Here is a 22,153-nt window from a genome sequence, read left to right as displayed (position 1 = left end):
AACGTGAGCACGCCTTCCGATTCCCATCCCGATGCCCCGCTCCGCGCGGCGCTGCGCTATGGCATTGCCGGTTTGGCTGTGCTGGTGGTGATTTCGGCGATTCTGTCGTCGATCTTCGCCGGTCTCCCCGGTCTCTGGGGCGCCCTGATCGGTTCCGCCATCGGCGGCGGTTTCATCCTGACGACCGCGGCTTCGGTGCTGTTCAGCGCCAAGATCGAATCGGGTTTGCAGGGCGTCGTGCTGCTGGGTAGCTGGGTCGGCAAGCTGCTGGTCGCCGTGATCGTGGTCGCGGTGCTGCAGAACTACGACTTCTACAGCCGCCCGGCCCTGTTCCTGACCGTCGTCGGCGCACTGCTGGTGGTGCTCGGCGCGGAGACGTATGGCCTTCTGCGCCACAAGGTTCCGTACGTTCAGGTCGACCGCGACCTGTAGCCATCGGCCGGCAAACCGAGGCCCTGCGACACAGTTCACCGCGAGTTTCCGCGACCCCCTACACGTTGTCGTAGATAACTTGATAAACTCTTTACCTGTAGCCAACCGAATCAACAGGGGGGGTCACCTGAGACCCGCCTGAGAGCAGGTTATGCTTACAGCCGTACCGGACCCATCGGGTCACGGTTCTGCACCGTCGACGATGTCGCCGACGCGCGTACAGACGCCCGGGCCGCAAAGCCCATCAGCTGCTGACGAACTTCGAGCCGACCTGAGTCGACCCACCAGATCGTCAATGTCCGATCGAACCGCAGGAGAAAACTATCTTCTGCGGCCCGAACACGGGAGAGAACGCTGAGCGTCACCATTTTGGCGGGCGAGTTCCACGCGCCGTCGCTTAACGACTTCTTCCCTCCAGCTGTGCTGTTCGAGGGGACGCCGTTCGAGCTCGACCGTCTGATGCTCATTCGCATCCTGATGTCGGCCGTGCTGCTGGCTTTCATGTTCCTTGCATTCCGGAGTCCGAAACTGGTTCCCCGGGGTCTGCAGAACGTCGCGGAAACCGGTCTGGTGTTCGTGCGGGAACAGATTTGCGATGAAGTCCTGGGCAAGGAATCCGGAAAGAAGTTCTTCCCGCTCATCGCGTCGATCTTCTTCACGGTCCTGTTCCTGAACATCTCGGGTGTCATTCCGGGCCTGAATATCTCGTCCAACGCGCGAATCGGTATGCCGTTGGTCCTGGCCGTCGTCGCCTACGTCACCTTCAACTACGTGGGTATCAAGAAGTACGGCTTCCTGAAGTACATGCGCTCGAGCATCGTGGTGCCGAATGTGCCGCCTGCCCTGCACGTGCTGCTGATCCCGATCGAGTTCATCTCGACCTTCCTGCTGCGTCCGTTCACGCTGACCGTCCGTCTCATGGCGAACATGCTGGCCGGCCACATCATGTTGGTGCTGTTCTTCAGTGCCACCCAGTTCTTCCTGTTCGATGCCGCCAACTGGATGAAGGTGTTCTCGCCGTTCTCGCTGCTCGCGGGCTTCGGCTTCACCCTCTTCGAGCTGCTGGTGGTCTTCCTGCAGGCGTACGTGTTCGCGCTGCTGACCGCTGTGTACATCGGTCTCGCGCAGCACGCTGACTCTCACTGACCGACCGGTACCAACACCAAATCTGCTACACGCGCCATCGGCGGGTGGGCGACAGAAAGGGAATAAACACAAATGAGCACCCTCGCGTACCTGGCCCAGGAAGCCGTTGAGACCAAGGCCAAGGGCTACGGCGCCATCGGTTACGGCCTCGCTGCGATTGGCCCCGGCATCGGCGTCGGCATCGTCGTCGGCAAGGCCATCGAGGGCATCGCCCGTCAGCCCGAGCTGCAGGGCCAGATCCGGACCACCATGTTCCTGGGTATCGCGTTCACCGAAGCCCTGGCGCTGATCGGTCTCGTCGCCGGCTTCATTTTCTGATTCCGGCCCCTAAGACTAGGAATCGACGATGAACAGCACTTACTTGCTCGCGGCTGAGGGGGCTGAAGAAGTCAACCCCCTCATCCCCGAGGTGTATGACATTTTCTGGTCTGCCGTCGTCTTCATCGTTATCGCTTTCGCTTTCGCCAAGTACGTCGTCCCGCGCCTGACCAAGGTGCTGGACGAGCGCTCGGAGAAGATCGAGGGCGGCATCAAGAAGGCCGAGGCCGTGCAGGCCGAGGCGCAGGCGACCCTGCAGCAGTACCAGGAGCAGCTGGCCGAGGCTCGCCTCGAGGCTGCCCGGATCCGCGAAGAGGCCCGTACGCAGGGCCAGCAGATCCTCGCTCAGATGCGCACCGAGGCTCAGGCCGAGGCCGACCGCATCGTCGCCGCGGGTCACTCCCAGCTGGAGGCTCAGCGCCAGCAGATCGTGACCGAGCTGCGGTCCGAACTGGGCCGTACCGCGGTCGACCTGGCCGAGAAGATCATCGGTCAGTCGGTGGCCGACGAGGCCAAGCAGGCGGCGTCGATCGACCGGTTCCTGGCGGAACTGGATTCGAACGCCGGCATCGGGGTCGGAAGGTAACGAACCGAAAGTGGGAAGCATGTACGCAGCGAGCCGCGAGGCGAGCTCCCGTGCGCGGGAAGCTCTTCGGGCCGCTCTGACCGGAAGCGACACCGTCGCGGCCACGACGGGCTCCGAACTGTTCGCCGTTGTCGCCGTACTCGACGACCAGCGCTCGCTGCGTGTGGCGCTCGCGGATAAGTCGGTGTCGAGCTCGGCCCGTGCCGAGCTCGCCGAACGCGTGTTCGGCGGCAAGATCAGCGGGACCACCCAGGCGGTGCTGACCACCGCGGTGGCCCAGGACTGGTCGCGGGCTCGCGACCTGGTCGACACGCTGGTGCTGCTCGGCCGCGAAGCCCTGCTGCGCGCCGCGGAGGACCGCGGTCGCCTGGGCGCCGTCGAGGACGAGCTGTTCCGGCTGGGCCGGATCGTCGAGGACAACCCCGCGCTGGAGCAGGCGCTGACCGATCACGGCAAGCCGGTCTCGGCCAAGCGTGAACTGGTGCAGCGTCTGCTCGCGGGCAAGGTCGAGGACATCACCCTGGAACTCGTGCAGCAGGCCGTGGCCCGCAGCAAGAAGGGTGATATCGGCGACGCCTTCGACGCCCTGTCCGACCTGGCCGCGTCGCTCCGGGAGCAGATCGTGGCGCACGTGCGCGCCGCGGTGGCCCTGACGCCGCAGCAGCGGGAGCAGCTGGCTGCCTCGTTGCAGCGCATCTACGACAAGCCGATCACGGTGCACGTGCAGGAAGACCCGAGCCTGCTGGCCGGCGTCGTCGTGCGCGTGGGCGACGACCTGATCGACGGCAGCGCCGTCGGCCGGCTGCAGCGCTTGCGTCAGTCTCTCGCTTAGAGACACGCCAAAAGCGCATAAACACACCGACATTCGAGACCACAGCGAGAGCAGGAAGAACATGGCGGAGCTGACGATCTCCCCCGATGAGATCCGTAGCGCGATCGAGAGCTACACCCAGAGCTACACCCCCGAGACCTCCATCGAAGAGATCGGTGTCGTCACCGACACCGGCGACGGTATCGCCCACATCAGTGGCCTGCCGTCCGCGATGGCCAACGAGCTCCTGGAGTTCCCGGGCGGCGTCCTCGGCGTGGCGCTGAACCTGGAGGACACCGAGATCGGTGCCGTCATCCTGGGTGAGTTCGACACCATCGAAGAGGGCCAGCAGGTCCGTCGTACCGGCGACGTGCTCTCGGTCCCGGTCGGCGACAAGTTCCTCGGTCGCGTGATCAACCCGCTGGGCGCCCCCATCGACGGCCTCGGCGAGATCGAGGCCGACGAGCGTCGCGTGCTCGAGCTGCAGGCCGCCACCGTGCTGGAGCGCCAGCCCGTCGGCGAGCCGATGGCCACCGGCATCACCGCCATCGACGCCCTGACCGCGATCGGCCGCGGCCAGCGTCAGCTGGTCATCGGTGACCGCAAGACCGGCAAGACCGCGGTCTGCATCGACGCGATCATCAACCAGAAGGCCAACTGGGCCACCGGCGATCCGTCGAAGCAGGTGCGCTGCATCTACGTCGCGATCGGCCAGAAGGGCTCCACCATCGCGGGCGTGAAGGCCGCGCTGGAGGCCCACGGTGCGATGGAGTACACCACCATCGTCGCGGCCCCCGCGTCCGACTCCGCCGGCTTCAAGTGGCTGGCGCCGTACACCGGTTCGGCCCTGGGCCAGCACTGGATGTACGACGGCAAGCACGTCCTGATCGTGTTCGACGACCTGTCGAAGCAGGCCGAGGCCTACCGCGCCATCTCGCTGCTGCTGCGTCGCCCGCCGGGCCGCGAGGCGTACCCGGGTGACGTCTTCTACCTGCACTCGCGTCTGCTGGAGCGTTGCGCCAAGCTGTCCGACGCGCTGGGCGCGGGCTCGATGACCGGTCTGCCGATCATCGAGACCAAGGCCAACGACGTCTCGGCGTTCATCCCGACCAACGTCATCTCCATCACCGACGGCCAGGTGTTCCTGGAGTCGGACCTCTTCAACAAGGGTGTCCGCCCGGCCATCAACGTCGGTATCTCGGTGTCCCGAGTCGGTGGCGCCGCGCAGACCAAGGCCATGAAGAAGGTCTCGGGCTCGCTGCGTCTGGAGCTGGCCTCCTACCGTGAGCTGGAGGCGTTCTCCGCGTTCGCTTCCGACCTCGACGCCGCGTCGCTGGCGCAGCTGGAGCGTGGCGCGCGCTGGGTCGAGCTGCTCAAGCAGGACCAGTACGCCCCGGTTTCCGTTGAGGACCAGGTTGTTTCGCTGTTCCTGGTCGACGGCGGCTACTACGACTCGGTGCCGGTCGCCGACGTGCGTCGCTTCAACTCGGAGCTGCTGGAGAACCTGCACGCCACCGTGCAGTCCTCCTTCGACGCCCTGCAGGGCGGCGCGAAGGTGCTCGAGGGCGAGGCCGCCGACGCCATCAAGGCCGCGACCGACAAGTTCAAGCAGGGCTTCCTGGCTTCCGACGGCAGCCGTGTCGTCAACGAGGCCGAAGCGGGCCAGCTGGACCACGAAGAGGTCGAGTCCCTTTCCGTCACCCGCAAGCACGTCGAGAAGTAATCGAGACTGCTATGCGACTGACCGAATCGACGAATGAAGGGAGGCTGGACCGCTAATGCCAAGCGTGCGTGAACTTCGCTCCCGAATTCGCTCCGTGAGCTCGATCAAGAAGATCACCAAGGCGCAGGAGCTGATCGCGACTTCGCGAATCAGCAAGGCGCAGGCCCGCGTTGCCGCGGCCAAGCCCTACGCCGAGGAGATCACCAAGGTGCTGGCCGAATTGGCCAGCGCCAGCGGCAATCTCTCGCACCCGCTGCTGACCGAGCGTGAGAACCCGCGTCGCGCAGCGATTCTGGTCATCACCTCCGACCGCGGCATGTGCGGTGGTTACAACTCCAACGTGCTCAAGCGCGCCGAGGAGCTCGTCACCACCCTGCGTTCCGAGGGCAAAGAGCCGGTGATCTACGTGATGGGCTCGAAGGGTCTGACCTACTACAACTTCCGTAAGCGTGCCGTGAACGGATCTTGGACCGGGTTCTCCCAGACGCCCAACTACGCGGACGCGTCCGCGGCGTGCAACCACCTGGTGGAGGCCTTCATGGCCGGCGCCGACGGCGAGGTTCCCGCGCCGGACGGCGAGGGCACCATGGCCGGCGTCGACGAATTGCACATCGTCTACACGCGTTTCGTGTCGATGCTGTCGCAGCAGCCGGAGGTTCGCCGGCTGGCCCCGATCCAGGTCAGCTACGTGGACGAGAACTACGAGCTCGGTCCGGACAGCTTCACCGATTCGAACGAGGTTGTGCTGACCGCGCAGTACGAGTTCGAGCCGGATGCGGATCGCCTGCTGGGCGCGCTGCTGCCGAAGTACGTCAACACCCGGATCTACTCGTCGCTGCTCGACGCGGCGGCATCGGAGTCGGCTGCGCGCCGCACCGCCATGAAGGCCGCAACGGATAACGCTACGGAACTGGTGAACAGCCTGACCCGTACCGCGAACTCCTTGCGCCAGGCACAGATTACGCAGGAAATCACGGAAATCGTCGGTGGCGCCAACGCGCTGGCGTCGAGCTCGGACCGCGACTAGGCCCAGGAAGAGAACCAATGACCGCAGCTGTCAGCAACGAAACCCGGGTTGGCGCCGGCACCGGCCGCGTCTCCCGTGTCATCGGCCCCGTCGTGGACGTCGAGTTCCCGCGCGGGTCGATCCCTGATCTGTACAACGCCCTCAACGTGGACATCGCGCTCCCGTCGGTGGCCAAGACCCTGACCCTCGAGGTCGCGCAGCACCTGGGCGACAACATCGTCCGCACCATCTCCATGCAGCCGACCGACGGTCTGGTGCGTGGCGTGGAGGTGCGCGACACCGGCAAGCCGATCTCGGTGCCCGTCGGTGACATCGTCAAGGGCCACGTGTTCAACGCCCTCGGCGACTGCCTGGACACCCCGGGCCTCGGCCGCGACGGCGAGCAGTGGGGCATCCACCGCCAGCCGCCCGCCTTCGACCAGCTCGAGGGCAAGACCGAGATCCTCGAGACCGGCATCAAGGTCATCGACCTGCTGACCCCGTACGTCAAGGGCGGCAAGATCGGTCTGTTCGGTGGCGCCGGCGTCGGCAAGACCGTGCTGATCCAGGAGATGATCACCCGTATCGCTCGCGAGTTCTCCGGCACCTCGGTGTTCGCGGGCGTCGGTGAGCGTACCCGTGAGGGCACCGACCTCCACCTGGAAATGGAAGAGATGGGCGTCCTCCAGGACACCGCCCTCGTCTTCGGCCAGATGGACGAGCCGCCGGGCACCCGTATGCGCGTCGCCCTGTCGGCCCTGACCATGGCGGAGTACTTCCGCGATGTGCAGAACCAGGACGTGTTGCTCTTCATCGACAACATCTTCCGGTTCACCCAGGCCGGCTCCGAGGTCTCGACCCTGCTGGGTCGTATGCCCTCGGCCGTGGGTTACCAGCCCACCCTGGCGGACGAGATGGGTCAGCTCCAGGAGCGCATCACCTCGACCCGTGGCCGTTCGATCACCTCCATGCAGGCGATCTACGTCCCCGCCGACGACTACACCGACCCCGCGCCGGCCACCACCTTCGCGCACTTGGACGCCACCACCGAGCTTTCGCGTCCGATTTCGCAGAAGGGCATCTACCCGGCCGTGGACCCGCTGTCCTCGACCTCTCGTATCCTCGAGGCGTCGATCGTCGGCGAGCGTCACTTCCGGGTGGCCAACGAGGTCAAGCGAATCCTGCAGAAGTACAAGGAACTTCAGGACATCATCGCCATCCTCGGCATGGACGAGCTCTCCGAAGAGGACAAGGTCCTCGTCGGCCGCGCCCGTCGTCTGGAGAAGTTCCTCGGCCAGAACTTCATCGTGGCCGAGAAGTTCACCGGTCAGCCGGGTTCGGTCGTGCCGCTGGAGCAGACCATCGACGACTTCGATCGCGTCTGCAAGGGCGAGTTCGACCACCTGCCGGAGCAGGCGTTCAACTCCTGCGGTGGCCTGGATGACGTCGAGGCTGCTGCGAAGAAGATCCTCGGGAAGTAGTCACCCATGGCAGATATGTCCGTTGATCTGGTCGCCGTCGAGCGACTGCTGTGGTCGGGCCGGGCGAAGTTCGTCTCGGCGCAGACCACGGAAGGTGAGATCGGCATTCTCGCGGGTCACGAGCCGCTGCTCGGCCAGCTGGTCGAGGCCGGGACCGTGACCATCGTGTCGGACAACGACGAGCGCATCGTCGCGGCCGTGCACGGCGGGTTCTTCTCGGTCACCGGCACTTCGGTGCGCGTGCTCGCGGAGTCCGCTGATTTCTCCGACGACATCGACGAGGCCGCGGCCAAGGCCGTGCTCGCCGATGCCGATGCCTCGCCGGCGGCGCTGGCGAAGGCGCAGGGGCAGATCCGTGCCCTCGAGAAGGCGGCTTCGGCCTAGCCTTCTCACGAAGCGAAAGCGGCGGCCCTAGGGAATTTCCCTAGGGCCGCCGCTCTTTTCGTGCTGCGGGTCGATCAGAAGGTCAGGATCGGCTTGATCGTGGTCCCGTGGTGGGCGTCGTCACAAGCCTGGTTGACGTCTTCGAACTTGTACTGCTTGCTGATCTTCTCGATCGGGAATTTGCCCTCGCGATGCCACTGCAGCAGCTGGGGGATGAACTTCTGCGGATCGGTGGAGCCTTCGATGCAGCCGCGAATTGCCTTGCCATTACCCGTGAGATGTCCGATCTCGACATTCATGGTGGCTTCACCGAGGCCGACGAGCACGAGCGTGCCCATGGGGGCGAGGGCTTCCAGGCCCTTGGCGATGACCGCGTTGAGGGCGGTGGTGTCGAGCGCGAAATTCGCCCCGCCGTTCGTCGTGGCGATCACCTGGGCCACCACATCCTCGGCCGCGCCATCGATGGTGACGTCCGCGCCCAGCTCCTTCGCCACCGCCAGGCGGTCAGCCGAAAGATCCACCGCGACAATCGTTCCGACGCCGATCGCGCGGGCAGCCATGAGCGCCGCCATACCCACGCCACCCACGCCGAAAATGGCGATGGAGTCTTCAGGCCCCGGCTTCATGACGTTCGCGACCGCACCCGCACCGGTCTGCACGCCGCACCCGAACGGCGCGGTCGCCACCAGATCCACGCTCTCGTCCACGACGACGATGCAACGCGCGGGGACCAAGGCGTGGGTGGCGAAACTCGACTGCCCGAAGAACGAGCCCATCACCCGTTCCCCATTGACGCTCAGCGCGGAAGTGAAATCCGATCGCCCGCCCGAAGTGTTCAGAATGACGAAATTCTCGCAGTACGGCGGAAGCCCGTTCGTGCAGCGTGAACACGTACCGCAACTGGCGTACGTCATCAGTACGTGATCGCCGACCGCGATGCCGGTTACCTCCGAGCCAATCGCCTCGACGATGCCCGCGCCTTCATGTCCGACCACGATCGGCAATTCGGCGGGGAACACGCTCTTGGTCACCAGATCGGTGTGACACACCCCGGTCGCGACCAGGCGAACCAGCACTTCACCGGCTCGCGGTTCTTCCATCGTCACGTTCTCCAGCGAGAACGGCGCTGCCGCGCCACGGGCGACCGCTGCGGTAATTTCCACGGAATCTCCTCCAACACATCCGAATTGTCCGGAGCATAAGAACATGTTCCAGTTGTGGGACATGCCCTATCCCACTGAGTGGGCCGGGGACTAGACGTGTGGTTAAATGCTTTCGCCGGTATCCGGATGTGATCTGAAGCATCCGGCAAAGCCATGGCAATTCCAGCGTTTTCAGCTTTGCCTCATGCGTTGCACATCTGCACGACGAGCGAGGGGTTGATGAGCGGGCTTCGAATTGGCAAGTGGGGCGTGGCGGTCGTAGCCGCTGTGGCCCTCGGTTTCTTCTCACCGGGCGCGGCGAACGCGGATACGTGGGTCCCGCTGCCGGACGGTCACATCGAGCGCGCGGGCGTCAAGCTCACGAGTGTCGGTGAGCGCGCGATCATTTCGCCGTCGCTCGCGGCCAACGGCGCGGGCCGCACCTCCTGGGTGACCGGCAATGTGATCGCCGAGGTGGACACCCCGGACGGCACGGTCGGCCCCAACAACGGCCCGAAGAATTTCCCGGGCACCAATAATTCGGGCACCCACGGGTCGTCCAACCTCACCACCGGATACATCGTCGGCTGTCAGGTGAACCTGGGCGTGCTGAGCGCGAACTCGTCGTTCGCCCTGAGCCTGACGCCCACCATCGCGGGCGGGTTCAGCTTCCCGATCTCGCCGGGACAGGTGGTCTGGGTAGCGATCAACAACATCGAGCTGGTCAAGAGCGGCACTTACACCATCAACTACCAGGACGTCCCGATGGAGATCCAGGGCTGCGGCGGTTACGCGCAGGCCCGGCAGGTCTCCGTGGTCGAGATCATCGGCACCGATTACGCCAAGGTCAGCCTCTACGGTCAGCCGTTCAGCATCGGCTGACGGATCCACTTCTAGGGAGGGATCGTATGTACGGCAAGGGAATTCGCGTCCGCGGCGGCCGGGTCCTGGGTGTCGCGCTGGCCGCGGCGCTGGCGTTCGGGCTGGGTCCGGCGGATGTGGCGCGGGCGGACACCTTCGTTCCGCTGCCGGGCGCGGCCATCAGCCGCACGCTCGGCGACGGCACCGTCATGACGGTCCGGATCACGGAGGAATCGGCGAACATCAGCGGTTCCATGGGCAGTACGCCGATGCACCGCAATGTGTGGACCTCGGCGCGCGCCACCATCGATCTGGACGGACCGACCGCGTCATCGGCCACCATCAAGATCAGCCCCGGCTATATCGTCGGCTGCCAGGTGGACATCGGCTCCTTCTCGCCGAGCGAGAACGCCAGCGAGCAGGCGACCATCGGCCAGAGCGGGATCACGCCGGGCCTGCCGACCGAGACCATGGGCGCGGGCATCACCCTCGGACCCGGCCAGGCCAAGGCGCTGCTCATGCTCGATCTGGAGAAGCCGGACGACTACGGCCAGGAGTCGCACAAGCGCTACAACAAGGTGCCCGGCCCGCACGCCGGGGTCACCTGGGCGGACGAGACCTTCGCGGTGGACGGCTGTGGCGGGTACGCGCAGGCGCGGTCGTTCGTCGCCGCCGAGGTCGACAGCACGTACTACATCGGCAACCTGGTGCTCTACGGCCAGCCGTTCAGCATCGGGTGATCGACCCCGTTCCCTGAACAGGGCATACGTCACATTCGGTGGATGGTCGGGACCTCCGCTCGCGCGGTCGCTAGGATCGAGCGAACGGGTCCCGGCCTACCGGCCGATACGGACCCGACAGCGCGGTAGAAGTGAAGGGACGGACCAGCATTGCGGACCGGGATGGTTGTGCTGATCATTCTGGTGGTGCTGCTTGTCGGTTTGGCCTTGGCCTCGACATATCGCCTCGTCATGCTTCGTCGCGGCGGCACCGCCGCCTTGATGCGCGTCATGCCGGCCCGCGGGCACGGCGGCGGCTGGCGGCACGGCCTGATCCGCTACGACGAGGATCAGCTGGTCTTCTACAAACTCTCGAGCCTGAAACTCGGCCCGGACTCCACCCTGCGCCGCCTGACCGTCGAGGTCGGCAAGCGGCGCTCCCCGGACGGCGACGAGTACGACATCATGACCGACGAGCTCATCATCGAACTGTCCGACGGTGACGGCAGCTTCGAGGTCGCGCTGGATCGCGGTGCCCTGGTCTCGCTGCTGTCCTGGGTGGAATCCCGCCCCTCGGAACGTATTCGCCGCCGCCGCGCGAGCTGACGCACGAGCGTTCACGAGCCCGGTTAGTGTGAACCCCGTGAGCGTGCATCTGACGAGGATCTATACCCGGACCGGCGACGACGGTACGACGGGGTTGAGTGATTTCTCCAGAGTTGCCAAGACCGATCCGCGGTTGATCGCCTACGCGGACTGTGACGAAACCAATGCGGCGCTGGGCGTCGCCATCGCGCTCGGGCAGCCGGACGATCGCATTCTCGGGGTGCTGCGTTCCATACAGAACGATCTCTTCGACGCCGGCGCCGATCTCTCCACGCCCGTCGTCGCGGACCCCAAGTACCCGCCGCTGCGCATCACCCAGCCGTATATCGATCGCCTGGAGAAGTGGTGCGACGAGTTCAATGAGCCTCTGCCGCCGCTGAATTCGTTCATCCTGCCCGGCGGCACCCCGCTCGCCGCCCTGCTGCACACCGCGCGCACCGTCGCGCGACGCGCCGAACGCTCCGCCTGGGCCGCCGTCGCCGAACATCCGGACGACACCAGCGCGCTGCCCGCCAAATACCTCAATCGCCTGTCGGATCTGCTGTTCATCCTCAGCCGTGTCGCCAATCCCGACGGCGACATCCTCTGGCGCCCGGGCGGAGAAGCCACGGGGGAGGGTGAGGGCCATTAGGCTGACTGCCGTGAGTGAACGGTTTCTGGTGACCGGGGGCAGCAGGCTCGTCGGTGAGGTCGCGGTGGGCGGCGCGAAGAACAGCGTCCTCAAGCTGATGGCCGCCGCGCTGCTGGCCGAGGGTACGACCACCATCACCAACTGCCCGGACATCCTCGATGTGCCGTTGATGGCGGACGTGCTGCGCGGTCTCGGCTGCGATGTGACGGTGGAGGGCGCCACGGTCACCATCGTGACGCCGCCGGAACCCAAGTACCACGCGGACTTCCCGGCGGTCACCCAGTTCCGCGCCTCGGTGTGCGTGCTCGGTCCGCTCATGGCGCGGTGCAAGCGCGCGGTCGTCGCGCTGCCCGGCGGCGACGCCATCGGTTCGCGTCCCCTCGATATGCATCAGCAGGGACTGCGGCTGCTCGGCGCGACCAGCGAAATCGAGCACGGCTGCCTGGTGGCGCGTGCCGAGGAGCTGCAGGGCGCGCGCATCCGCCTCGACTTCCCGTCGGTGGGCGCGACCGAGAACATCCTGATGGCCGCGGTGCTCGCCGACGGTGAGACGGTCATCGACAATGCCGCGCGCGAGCCGGAGATCGTCGACCTCTGCAACATGCTCGTCCAGATGGGCGCGCAGATCGCCGGCGCGGGCACCTCGGTACTGACCGTGCAGGGCGTGGACAAGCTCTCGCCCACCACCCACCGGGTGATCGGCGACCGCATCGTCGCCGCCACCTGGGGTATCGCCGCCGCCATGACGCAGGGCGATGTGCGGGTCACCGGTATCAACCCCAAGCACCTGTCCCTGGTGCTGGACAAGCTGCGTTCCGCGGGCGCGCGAATCTCGTTCGAGCCGGACGGTTTCCGGGTGGTGCAGTCGGATCGCCCTCGCGCGGTGAACTTCTCGACCCTGCCGTTCCCGGGTTTCCCCACCGATCTGCAGCCGATGGCCATCGGCCTGGCGGCGATCGCGGACGGCACCTCGATGATCACCGAGAACATTTTCGAAGCGCGCTTCCGCTTCGTGGAAGAGATGATCCGGCTGGGCGCCGACGCCCGCACCGACGGGCATCACGCTGTGGTGCGCGGGATTCCGCGGCTGTCCAGCGCGCCGGTCTGGTCCTCCGACATTCGCGCCGGCGCCGGACTCGTGCTCGCCGGTCTGGTCGCCGACGGGGTCACCGAAGTCCACGATGTCTTCCATATCGACCGGGGCTACCCGGATTTCGTGGAGAACCTGCGCTCGCTCGGGGCCGAGATCGAACGGGTCGGAACCGCCGACTGAACAACAGGTGTCGGGACGTGTTCGCGAAAACCCCTCCTGAACAGGCGATTTGACATGCGAACTACCAACACGTAACTTATTCCAGGTCAGAGCGACACGGACACCGACCCGGAGCCGAGAGGCCAGGGACACGAGGTTGGACGGCGAGCGCCTGATGATCACATCAGCTTCACCCGAACAGCGGATTTGGTTCTGCTGAAAGGGTTGAGCTAAGCTTCACCAGCAAGAAACAAGCAGCCTCACCGACTAGCCGGTTCAAGCCGGGGATGTTGGTGTGTGCGTGTGTTCTTTGAGAACTCAATAGTGTGTCGATGAATGTCAGTGCCAAATATTTAATTTGGTTCCGGCCTCACACCCCCCGTGTGATGGGGCTGGACATTTAGTCAGCAAATACTTTTTGTTGGCGTTTGATTTTGCCAAGGTTTTCGGACTCTGGTTAATTCTTCCGATTACATCCGCAAGGATGGATTCGAGAGTCTTCAACGGAGAGTTTGATCCTGGCTCAGGACGAACGCTAGCGGCGTGCTTAACACATGCAAGTCGAGCGGTAAGGCCCTTCGGGGTACACGAGCGGCGAACGGGTGAGTAACACGTGGGTGATCTGCCTCGCACTCTGGGATAAGCCTGGGAAACTGGGTCTAATACCGGATATGAGCAGCCTCTGCATGGGGGTTGTTGGAAAGGTTTACTGGTGCGAGATGGGCCCGCGGCCTATCAGCTTGTTGGTGAGGTAACGGCTCACCAAGGCGACGACGGGTAGCCGGCCTGAGAGGGCGACCGGCCACACTGGGACTGAGACACGGCCCAGACTCCTACGGGAGGCAGCAGTGGGGAATATTGCACAATGGGCGAAAGCCTGATGCAGCGACGCCGCGTGAGGGATGACGGCCTTCGGGTTGTAAACCTCTTTTGACAGGGACGAAGCGCAAGTGACGGTACCTGTAGAAGAAGCACCGGCCAACTACGTGCCAGCAGCCGCGGTAATACGTAGGGTGCGAGCGTTGTCCGGAATTACTGGGCGTAAAGAGCTTGTAGGCGGTTTGTCGCGTCGATTGTGAAAACTTGCAGCTCAACTGCAAGCTTGCAGTCGATACGGGCAGACTAGAGTACTGCAGGGGAGACTGGAATTCCTGGTGTAGCGGTGAAATGCGCAGATATCAGGAGGAACACCGGTGGCGAAGGCGGGTCTCTGGGCAGTAACTGACGCTGAGAAGCGAAAGCGTGGGTAGCGAACAGGATTAGATACCCTGGTAGTCCACGCCGTAAACGGTGGGCGCTAGGTGTGGGTTTCCTTCCACGGGATCCGTGCCGTAGCTAACGCATTAAGCGCCCCGCCTGGGGAGTACGGCCGCAAGGCTAAAACTCAAAGGAATTGACGGGGGCCCGCACAAGCGGCGGAGCATGTGGATTAATTCGATGCAACGCGAAGAACCTTACCTGGGTTTGACATACACCGGAAAGCCATAGAGATATGGCCCCCCTTGTGGTCGGTGTACAGGTGGTGCATGGCTGTCGTCAGCTCGTGTCGTGAGATGTTGGGTTAAGTCCCGCAACGAGCGCAACCCTTATCTTATGTTGCCAGCGCGTAATGGCGGGGACTCGTGAGAGACTGCCGGGGTCAACTCGGAGGAAGGTGGGGACGACGTCAAGTCATCATGCCCCTTATGTCCAGGGCTTCACACATGCTACAATGGCCGGTACAGAGGGCTGCGATACCGTGAGGTGGAGCGAATCCCTTAAAGCCGGTCTCAGTTCGGATCGGGGTCTGCAACTCGACCCCGTGAAGTTGGAGTCGCTAGTAATCGCAGATCAGCAACGCTGCGGTGAATACGTTCCCGGGCCTTGTACACACCGCCCGTCACGTCATGAAAGTCGGTAACACCCGAAGCCGGTGGCCTAACCCTTGTGGAGGGAGCCGTCGAAGGTGGGATTGGCGATTGGGACGAAGTCGTAACAAGGTAGCCGTACCGGAAGGTGCGGCTGGATCACCTCCTTTCTAAGGAGCACTTCTCCAGAAGCACTTCACACAGGTGAATGTCGCTCTGGCAGAGACAGTTTCGGACTCACACGTAGTCCGGCTGGAGCTCATGGGTGGAACACTGACAATCTTCACCGCACTACGATGCCGGCCATGTCCGACATCGCGGTGAATATACCGACACACTATTGGGTCCTGAAAGAACAGACGCGAGTTTGGACTTTCTAGGAAATCAACAAACGATCCGCTCGGATCTTCGTGAGTACCGCGCAGCATGCTGCGGCTGGCCCCGAGATACAGGTTTGAGTGGGTGTGTTGTTTGAGAACTGCACAGTGGACGCGAGCATCTTTGTTAGTAAGTGATAAAGAGCGTACGGTGGATGCCTTGGCACCAGGAGCCGATGAAGGACGTAGTAGGCTGCGATAAGCCTCGGGGAGCTGTCAAACGAGCTGAGATCCGAGGATTTCCGAATGGGGAAACCCGGCACGAGTGATGTCGTGTCACCCGCACCTGAATATATAGGGTGTGTGGAGGGAACGTGGGGAAGTGAAACATCTCAGTACCCAGAAGAGGCTAAACCAGGAGCGTGTGATAGCCGGCAGGCGTTGCGTTTCTGGGGTTGTGGGACTCATTTTCTTCTCACTGCCGTGAGGAGCAAGAGTAAGAAACCAAAGTGTTAGTCGAATTGGTCTGGGACGGCCAACCGTAGACGGTGAGAGTCCGGTAGACGAAAACATTTTGGCTCTTGTAATGAGCACCCGAGTAGCAGCGGGCCCGTGAAATCTGCTGTGAATCTGTCGGGACCACCCGATAAGCCTGAATACTACCTGGTGACCGATAGCGGACTAGTACCGTGAGGGAAAGGTGAAAAGTACCCCGGGAGGGGAGTGAAATAGTACCTGAAACCGTGCGCTTACAAACCGTCAGAGCCCTCTTGTGGGGTGATGGCGTGCCTTTTGAAGAATGAGCCTGCGAGTCATCGGTGTGTGGCGAGGTTAACCCGTGTGGGGGAGCCGTAGCGAAAGCGAGTCCGAATAGGGCGAACGAGTCGCACACTATGGACCCGAAGCGGAGTGATCTACCCATGGCCAGGGTGAAGCGACGGTAAGACGTCGTGGAGGCCCGAACCCACTTAGGTTGAAAACTGAGGGGATGAGCTGTGGGTAGGGGTGAAAGGCCAATCAAACTCCGTGATAGCTGGTTCTCCCCGAAATGCATTTAGGTGCAGCGTCGCGTGTTTCTCACCGGAGGTAGAGCTACTGGATGGCCTAGGGGGCCCACAAGCTTACCGAAGTCAGCCAAACTCCGAATGCCGGTGAGTGAGAGCGCGGCAGTGAGACTGTGGGGGATAAGCTTCATAGTCGAGAGGGAAACAGCCCAGATCGCCGGCTAAGGCCCCTAAGCGTGTACTAAGTGGAAAAGGATGTGGGGTCGCGAAGACAACCAGGAGGTTGGCTTAGAAGCAGCCACCCTTGAAAGAGTGCGTAATAGCTCACTGGTCAAGTGATCCTGCGCCGACAATGTAGCGGGGCTCAAGTACACCGCCGAAGCCGCGGCATTCACGCATTATCCCGCCTTCGGGCCAGGAGCGTGGATGGGTAGGGGAGCGTCGTGTAGCCAGGGAAGCGGCGGAGTGATCCAGCCGTGGAGGCTGCGCGAGTGAGAATGCAGGCATGAGTAGCGAAAGACGAGTGAGAAACTCGTCCGCCGAATGACCAAGGGTTCCTGGGCCAGGTTAATCCGCCCAGGGTGAGTCGGGACCTAAGGCGAGGCCGACAGGCGTAGTCGATGGACAACGGGTTGATATTCCCGTACCCGTGTATCCGCGCCAAATATCGAATCATCTGTGCTAATCGTCCAAAAGCGGATGGACTCCCTTCGGGGAGCCGGAAGTGGCTGCACGAGACCCTGGGTGTAGTAGGTAAGCGATGGGGTGACGCAGGAAGGTAGCTGGGCCAGGTGATGGAATACCTGGTGTAAGCGTGTAGGGCGTGGTGTAGGCAAATCCGCACCGCATATAGCCTGAGACGTGATGCGTAGCCGATTGAGGCGAATTCAGTGATCCTATGCTGCCGAGAAAAGCCTCTAGTGAGTTGGTACACGGCCCGTACCCCAAACCGACACAGGTGGTCAGGTAGAGAATACTAAGGCGATCGAGATAACTGTGGTTAAGGAACTCGGCAAAATGCCCCCGTAACTTCGGGAGAAGGGGGACCCAGCCCGGTGAACACCTTTACGGTGGGAGCTAGGAGGGGTCGCAGAGACCAGTGAGAAGCGACTGTTTACTAAAAACACAGGTCCGTGCGAAGTCGTAAGACGATGTATACGGACTGACGCCTGCCCGGTGCCGGAAGGTTAAGAGGACCGGTTAGCACTTCGGTGCGAAGCTGAGAATTTAAGCCCCGGTAAACGGCGGTGGTAACTATAACCATCCTAAGGTAGCGAAATTCCTTGTCGGGTAAGTTCCGACCTGCACGAATGGCGTAACGACTTCTCAGCTGTCTCAACCACAGACTCGGCGAAATTGCAGTACGAGTAAAGATGCTCGTTACGCGCGGCAGGACGAAAAGACCCCGGGACCTTCACTATAGCTTGGTATTGGTGTTCGGTACGGTTTGTGTAGGATAGGTGGGAGACTGTGAAACATGCACGCCAGTATTCGTGGAGTCGTCGTTGAAATACCACTCTGATCGTATTGGACCTCTAACCTCGGACCCTGATCGGGTTCAGGGACAGTGCCTGGTGGGTAGTTTAACTGGGGCGGTTGCCTCCCAAAATGTAACGGAGGCGCCCAAAGGTTCCCTCAGCCTGGTTGGCAATCAGGTGTCGAGTGCAAGTGCACAAGGGAGCTTGACTGTGAGACCGACAGGTCGAGCAGGGACGAAAGTCGGGACTAGTGATCCGGCACCGGCAAGTGGAAGCGGTGTCGCTCAACGGATAAAAGGTACCCCGGGGATAACAGGCTGATCTTCCCCAAGAGTCCATATCGACGGGATGGTTTGGCACCTCGATGTCGGCTCGTCGCATCCTGGGGCTGGAGTAGGTCCCAAGGGTTGGGCTGTTCGCCCATTAAAGCGGCACGCGAGCTGGGTTTAGAACGTCGTGAGACAGTTCGGTCTCTATCCGCCGCGCGCGTCAGAAACTTGAGGAAGGCTGTCCCTAGTACGAGAGGACCGGGACGGACGAACCTCTGGTGTGCCAGTTGTCCTGCCAAGGGCACGGCTGGTTTGCTACGTTCGGAAGGGATAACCGCTGAAAGCATCTAAGCGGGAAGCCTGTTCCAAGATGAGGTTTCTCACCCACTTGATGGGTTAAGGCCCCCAACAGACCATTGGGTTGATAGGCCGGAACTGGAAGCCCGGTAACGGGTGTAGGTGACCGGTACTAATAGGCCGAGGACTTACCAACAAAGCTGCTACGCGTCCACTGTGCGGTATCTGAAACAACACACGTCCCGTGTGTTGGAGAAGATTCCGGGGGCTTCGCCCCCGAACCCCCTCGGAAGAGGGTGGTCCACACTCCCTTTCGGGGTGTGGAGTCTTCCCCGATCTGGGTGCTCGAGGGTTTGCCCTCGAATATTCCTGATCGTCACGGGAGTGACAGTTTCATAGAGTTACGGCGGCTATAGCGGTGGGGAAACGCCCGGTCCCATTCCGAACCCGGAAGCTAAGGCCACCTGCGCCGATGGTACTGCACTCGACAGGGTGTGGGAGAGTAGGACACCGCCGGAACATCATTCGCGAAACCCCCTGACCTCACGGTCAGGGGGTTTCTGCGTTTTCGGGGTGAGTTTGCTGCGTCTTATGGCACAACCGGCGTGGCGGGGAACAACGCGTGCCGCGGGTTCCGTTGTGCAAAGCATGGATTCGGCTGTGCGAGAACCGGCTACCAGCCGGCCGAGGCTGCGGGTGACGCTGAGTTACCTGCTGCTGCTCGCCTTGTCGACGATCGTGCTCACCATCCTGAACGATGCCGCCGCAACGAAAGTCGTCCTGCACGCCAGCACCAACCTGCACAATCTGCTCCACGGCCACGTCGGCACCCTCTTCTCCAGCGCGCTGATCATCGGCGATGACACCGTCGCCTGGGGCGTGCTGATCATGTTCGGCGCGCTGCTCGCCCTGTCGGAGTTGAGGTTCGGCGGTCGCCGGCTCTTGGCGGTCTTCCTCGCCGGTCATATCGGCGCGACTTTGCTGGTAGCCATCGGTCTCTGGATCGGGGTCCACCAGGACTGGCTCCCCGACAGCATCGCGTCGGCCGAGGACGTGGGAATCAGTTACGGCGCCATGGCTTTGGTCGGCGCGCTGATCGCCTCCATCCCCAGTGACTTCCGATTCCTCTGGGCCGCAGGCTGGTCCGCCCTGGCCATCGACGCCGTCCTGGCCGGCCGCACCTTCACCAATGTCGGTCACCTCCTGGCCCTCGCCATCGGCTTGGCCCTCGGCTACCGCATGCTCAAAGCCGCCGACACTCCACGCCGCCGCCTGACCTGGATCGAAGGCGCACTGCTCGCCTTGGCCGTACTTTTATCAGCGGCGCTGCTCATCGGTTGATGCGAAGATGCCGGGGTGAGTTGGGATCCGGAAACGTTCGTCATCCGTCGCACCTTGCGCCTCCCGGAGGTCGACGGCCCGGCCGGACCCGGCGCCACCGCCACCCGCCAGTTCGACGCCGTGCTCATGTCGGTGGGGTTCAAGCTTTCCGGTGCGTTGCTGACCCGCCTGTCGGGCCTGTCGGAGGCGACCGTCATCGATACCGCGGTGCGCGTGCTGCCGATTGTCGAGCGCATGGCCGGCGCACACGTCGAGCACAACGCGTACTTCAAGGACTTCCCCGCGAATGTGCCGGACACCGTCGAGTTCTGGATGGACTGCCTGCTCGACGCCCTGACCGACGAGCTCGCCGCCGCGCGGATCGCCGCTGACGCCGACCTGGGTGTGCTGAACCTGCTGGCGCTGCCGAAGTACGGCCGCTACCAGCACACCTATGCGGAACTGGCGGCGGCGCACGACGAACTGCTGGCCTCCGCGAGCGATCGGGTAACCGTGCTGCACGCCGGAGCGCCACTGGCCGAGGAGATCTCGGCGCTGTATCTCGCCATGGCCGGTGCAACGACGCCGCTGGGCGCCGAGGAGCTGGCCGCGCTCCGAGAGCTGGCGCTGTACTGCGCCACCGGTCCACAGCCCGCCGTTATTCCCGTCCGTGAGCATCGGACGCTGGTGAACGAGGTCCGGCTCGCCGCGTGCGCGGAACTGCTCGTCGATACCGTGACCGATGTACTGCGCCTGGCCTGCCGGCTGTCCGAGGGCGACGCCTCCCTGTTGTCGCCTACCCGCTTTCGTTCGCTGTCCCGCCGCAATCGTCGCGCTCTACTCGCAGCCCTGGATGCGGTGATCGCGGCGCAGCCCGCGAAACTGGGCGATATCGCGGCCCACCGGGAAGCCTGGAAACGGCTCGGCGAGCGCCTGCATCCGCACGAGTTTCCCCAGTGGCCCGATGCCGCGGCGGTTTTCGAGGTCGCGCGCGGCGACCGGCACGCCCCGTCCTTCGCGTCGCGCCTCGAGCGGCTGTTGTCCACCGGCGATGTGATCGGTGCGGTCACTCTGCTGCGGGCGGCGCCGGGTCAGCTGTTCCGCTCGCTGGACCGGCTCTTGCGCTCGGCGGCTGACGATTCCGAGCGCGCGGCCGTGGTGAGCGCGGTCGAGGCCACGTGTGGTGAGGTGTCGGGCCGGGTGCTGCTGTCGGTCCGAGAACACCTGGAGAACCGGGCTGCGACGCCGGATACCCCGGTATCGCACGGTGCGGCCGGGCGGCGGGTGTTCACGAATCGGGTGGGGCGCGGGAAGGTGGTTCCCGATACCCGGGAGCCGATCGACGCCGGTCTCCTGGACCGGTTGTGCGCGTTGCTGGATGCCGAGTTGCGCCGGCGGCTGCCGGTGCGGCCCCGCGTGGTGATCGACCCGGACATGCTGGAAGTGGCCTTGCCGTTGAGCGGCAAGGCGATCAGCGGCGGGCTGGGGGTACTGCCGCGCGGGTCGATCGGCCAGGTGCGGGGTGAGCTGCTGCGGTTCTTCGTGTATTGGCACGAGCGTGCCGAGCGCACTGATTTCGATCTGTCGGCGCTACTGCTGGACACCGGCTTCGAGGAATGCGGCTGGCTGTCGTACACGAATCTGACCGAGCTGGGCGGCATGCATTCCGGCGATATCACCGAGGCTCCCGACGGCGCTTCGGAATTCATCGAGATCGAATTGGGCAAGGTGGCGGCGCACGCGGTGCTACCGCAGGTGAACATCTACTCGGGGGAGGGTTTCGAGCAGGTGCGGGAGTCCTTCTTCGGTTTCATGCTGCGCGAGGCGGATCAGGCCGGACTGCCGTACGAGCCGCGCACCGTGCGCATGAAATCCGAACTGCGGGGCGCGGGCCGGATCTCCTTCCCGCTGGTGTTCTTTCGCCGGGGCGACGAGTGGCGGGTGAAGTGGCTGCATCTGAATCTGGCGGGCGAGCCGGATTACAACCGGGTGGAGGAGAATTCGGTGACGACGGCCGATCTGGCCCGGGCCGTGGTGGACCGGGACTACCTGACCGTGCGTTATCTCGCGGGTTTGATGAGCGCCGAGGTGGTGGTGTGGAGCGGCGAAACCCTCACCGAGCCGGTCACTTTCATCGGGATGGCCCGCCCGGACGACCTGCCCGCGGGTTGCGAGATCTTCACTCCGGAAAATCTTGGTGACTTGATCCCGGCCTGACTGTTACCGTGGGAAGCGGCGAGGCCATGGGGGAGCTTCCTTCTAATCTTTCTTTGGGTAGAAAACACTCCAGCACCTCCGCTCTCCTCGCCGCCTGCGGTCCGCCGGACCGCTCGACTCGTACCAGGAAGGGAGCCGGTCATGCGTCCACACGCTGCTGTCGTGGCTCGCCCTCGCTACGAGGTGATCCTGGTGTCTTCGCCGGCTCGGTGCCGGCTGCGCGGCCGGTACTGAGTACCCGGACCTCATTCATCCCGTAATTCCCGGTCCGGGAATCGCGCTGTCCTGTCCAGGATCAGCACGAAG

At 63.6% G+C, this 22,153-nt stretch carries 17 protein-coding genes and 3 rRNA genes; 19 read left to right on the top strand and 1 reads right to left on the bottom strand.

From position 1 onward, the window contains the following. Nucleotides 1-3 precede the first annotated feature (3 nt). From LTV02_RS25360 to LTV02_RS25320, 9 genes are all read left to right on the top strand, one after another. Nucleotides 4-432: a hypothetical protein gene (locus LTV02_RS25360; protein ID WP_067722099.1), complete on the top strand. Its 429-nt coding sequence runs from the start codon at nucleotides 4-6 to the stop codon at nucleotides 430-432. Between the two features lie 420 nt (nucleotides 433-852). Beyond that, on the top strand, nucleotides 853-1,578 hold the full coding sequence (gene atpB, locus LTV02_RS25355; protein ID WP_067722097.1) for a F0F1 ATP synthase subunit A: 726 nt from the start codon (nucleotides 853-855) through the stop codon (nucleotides 1,576-1,578). Between the two features lie 72 nt (nucleotides 1,579-1,650). Further along, the gene (locus LTV02_RS25350) at nucleotides 1,651-1,896 is read left to right on the top strand and encodes an ATP synthase F0 subunit C (protein ID WP_067722095.1); all 246 of its coding nucleotides are present in this window, start codon (nucleotides 1,651-1,653) and stop codon (nucleotides 1,894-1,896) included. Between the two features lie 28 nt (nucleotides 1,897-1,924). Further along, on the top strand, nucleotides 1,925-2,482 hold the full coding sequence (locus LTV02_RS25345; protein WP_067722093.1) for a F0F1 ATP synthase subunit B: 558 nt from the start codon (nucleotides 1,925-1,927) through the stop codon (nucleotides 2,480-2,482). Between the two features lie 19 nt (nucleotides 2,483-2,501). Further along, complete coding sequence (locus tag LTV02_RS25340) at nucleotides 2,502-3,314, top strand: F0F1 ATP synthase subunit delta (RefSeq protein WP_067722091.1); 813 nt, start codon at nucleotides 2,502-2,504, stop codon at nucleotides 3,312-3,314. 61 nt (nucleotides 3,315-3,375) lie between these two features. Then, on the top strand, nucleotides 3,376-5,016 hold the full coding sequence (atpA, locus tag LTV02_RS25335) for a F0F1 ATP synthase subunit alpha (protein ID WP_233034314.1): 1,641 nt from the start codon (nucleotides 3,376-3,378) through the stop codon (nucleotides 5,014-5,016). A gap of 55 nt (nucleotides 5,017-5,071) precedes the next feature. Beyond that, the gene (locus LTV02_RS25330) at nucleotides 5,072-6,043 is read left to right on the top strand and encodes a F0F1 ATP synthase subunit gamma (protein ID WP_233034313.1); all 972 of its coding nucleotides are present in this window, start codon (nucleotides 5,072-5,074) and stop codon (nucleotides 6,041-6,043) included. Between the two features lie 17 nt (nucleotides 6,044-6,060). Further along, nucleotides 6,061-7,503, top strand: coding sequence for a F0F1 ATP synthase subunit beta (atpD, locus tag LTV02_RS25325; RefSeq protein WP_067722085.1), 1,443 nt, complete (start codon nucleotides 6,061-6,063; stop codon nucleotides 7,501-7,503). Nucleotides 7,504-7,509: 6 nt separating this feature from the next. Continuing rightward, nucleotides 7,510-7,887, top strand: a complete 378-nt coding sequence (locus LTV02_RS25320; protein WP_067722083.1) for a F0F1 ATP synthase subunit epsilon — start codon at nucleotides 7,510-7,512, stop codon at nucleotides 7,885-7,887. Nucleotides 7,888-7,961: 74 nt separating this feature from the next. Here LTV02_RS25320 and LTV02_RS25315 read toward each other — a convergent pair whose 3' ends face one another. Continuing rightward, entirely contained in the window at nucleotides 7,962-9,050 is a 1,089-nt protein-coding gene (locus tag LTV02_RS25315) for an NAD(P)-dependent alcohol dehydrogenase (protein WP_233034312.1), read from the bottom strand. A gap of 219 nt (nucleotides 9,051-9,269) precedes the next feature. Between LTV02_RS25315 and LTV02_RS25310 the strand changes: the two genes are divergently transcribed. The 10 genes from LTV02_RS25310 to LTV02_RS25265 all read left to right on the top strand — a co-directional run bounded on the left by LTV02_RS25310 (nucleotide 9,270) and on the right by LTV02_RS25265 (nucleotide 21,847). Continuing rightward, nucleotides 9,270-9,911, top strand: a complete 642-nt coding sequence (locus LTV02_RS25310; RefSeq protein WP_233034310.1) for an MspA family porin — start codon at nucleotides 9,270-9,272, stop codon at nucleotides 9,909-9,911. Between the two features lie 26 nt (nucleotides 9,912-9,937). Beyond that, complete coding sequence (locus tag LTV02_RS25305; protein WP_233034309.1) at nucleotides 9,938-10,630, top strand: MspA family porin; 693 nt, start codon at nucleotides 9,938-9,940, stop codon at nucleotides 10,628-10,630. Nucleotides 10,631-10,792: 162 nt separating this feature from the next. Continuing rightward, on the top strand, nucleotides 10,793-11,215 hold the full coding sequence (locus tag LTV02_RS25300) for a DUF2550 domain-containing protein (RefSeq protein ID WP_067722075.1): 423 nt from the start codon (nucleotides 10,793-10,795) through the stop codon (nucleotides 11,213-11,215). Nucleotides 11,216-11,252: 37 nt separating this feature from the next. Then, nucleotides 11,253-11,846, top strand: coding sequence for a cob(I)yrinic acid a,c-diamide adenosyltransferase (locus LTV02_RS25295; protein WP_233034308.1), 594 nt, complete (start codon nucleotides 11,253-11,255; stop codon nucleotides 11,844-11,846). A 10-nt stretch (nucleotides 11,847-11,856) separates the two neighbouring features. Beyond that, nucleotides 11,857-13,119 (top strand): UDP-N-acetylglucosamine 1-carboxyvinyltransferase, encoded by a 1,263-nt coding sequence (gene murA, locus LTV02_RS25290; protein WP_233034307.1) that lies wholly within the window; start codon nucleotides 11,857-11,859, stop codon nucleotides 13,117-13,119. A gap of 479 nt (nucleotides 13,120-13,598) precedes the next feature. After that, a 16S ribosomal RNA gene (locus LTV02_RS25285) occupies nucleotides 13,599-15,115 on the top strand. Nucleotides 15,116-15,450: 335 nt separating this feature from the next. Next, nucleotides 15,451-18,506, top strand: a 23S ribosomal RNA gene (locus LTV02_RS25280). Between the two features lie 206 nt (nucleotides 18,507-18,712). Further along, nucleotides 18,713-18,829, top strand: a 5S ribosomal RNA gene (rrf, locus tag LTV02_RS25275). The 16S, 23S and 5S rRNA genes sit together here, the layout of an rRNA operon. A gap of 141 nt (nucleotides 18,830-18,970) precedes the next feature. Then, entirely contained in the window at nucleotides 18,971-19,651 is a 681-nt protein-coding gene (locus LTV02_RS25270; RefSeq protein ID WP_233034300.1) for a rhomboid-like protein, read from the top strand. A gap of 15 nt (nucleotides 19,652-19,666) precedes the next feature. Continuing rightward, on the top strand, nucleotides 19,667-21,847 hold the full coding sequence (locus LTV02_RS25265) for a TerD family protein (protein WP_233034298.1): 2,181 nt from the start codon (nucleotides 19,667-19,669) through the stop codon (nucleotides 21,845-21,847). Nucleotides 21,848-22,153 lie beyond the last annotated feature (306 nt).

The organism is Nocardia yamanashiensis (assembly GCF_021183565.1).
Taxonomy (GTDB): domain Bacteria; phylum Actinomycetota; class Actinomycetes; order Mycobacteriales; family Mycobacteriaceae; genus Nocardia; species Nocardia yamanashiensis.
This window is presented reverse-complemented; position numbering and strand designations above follow the sequence as displayed.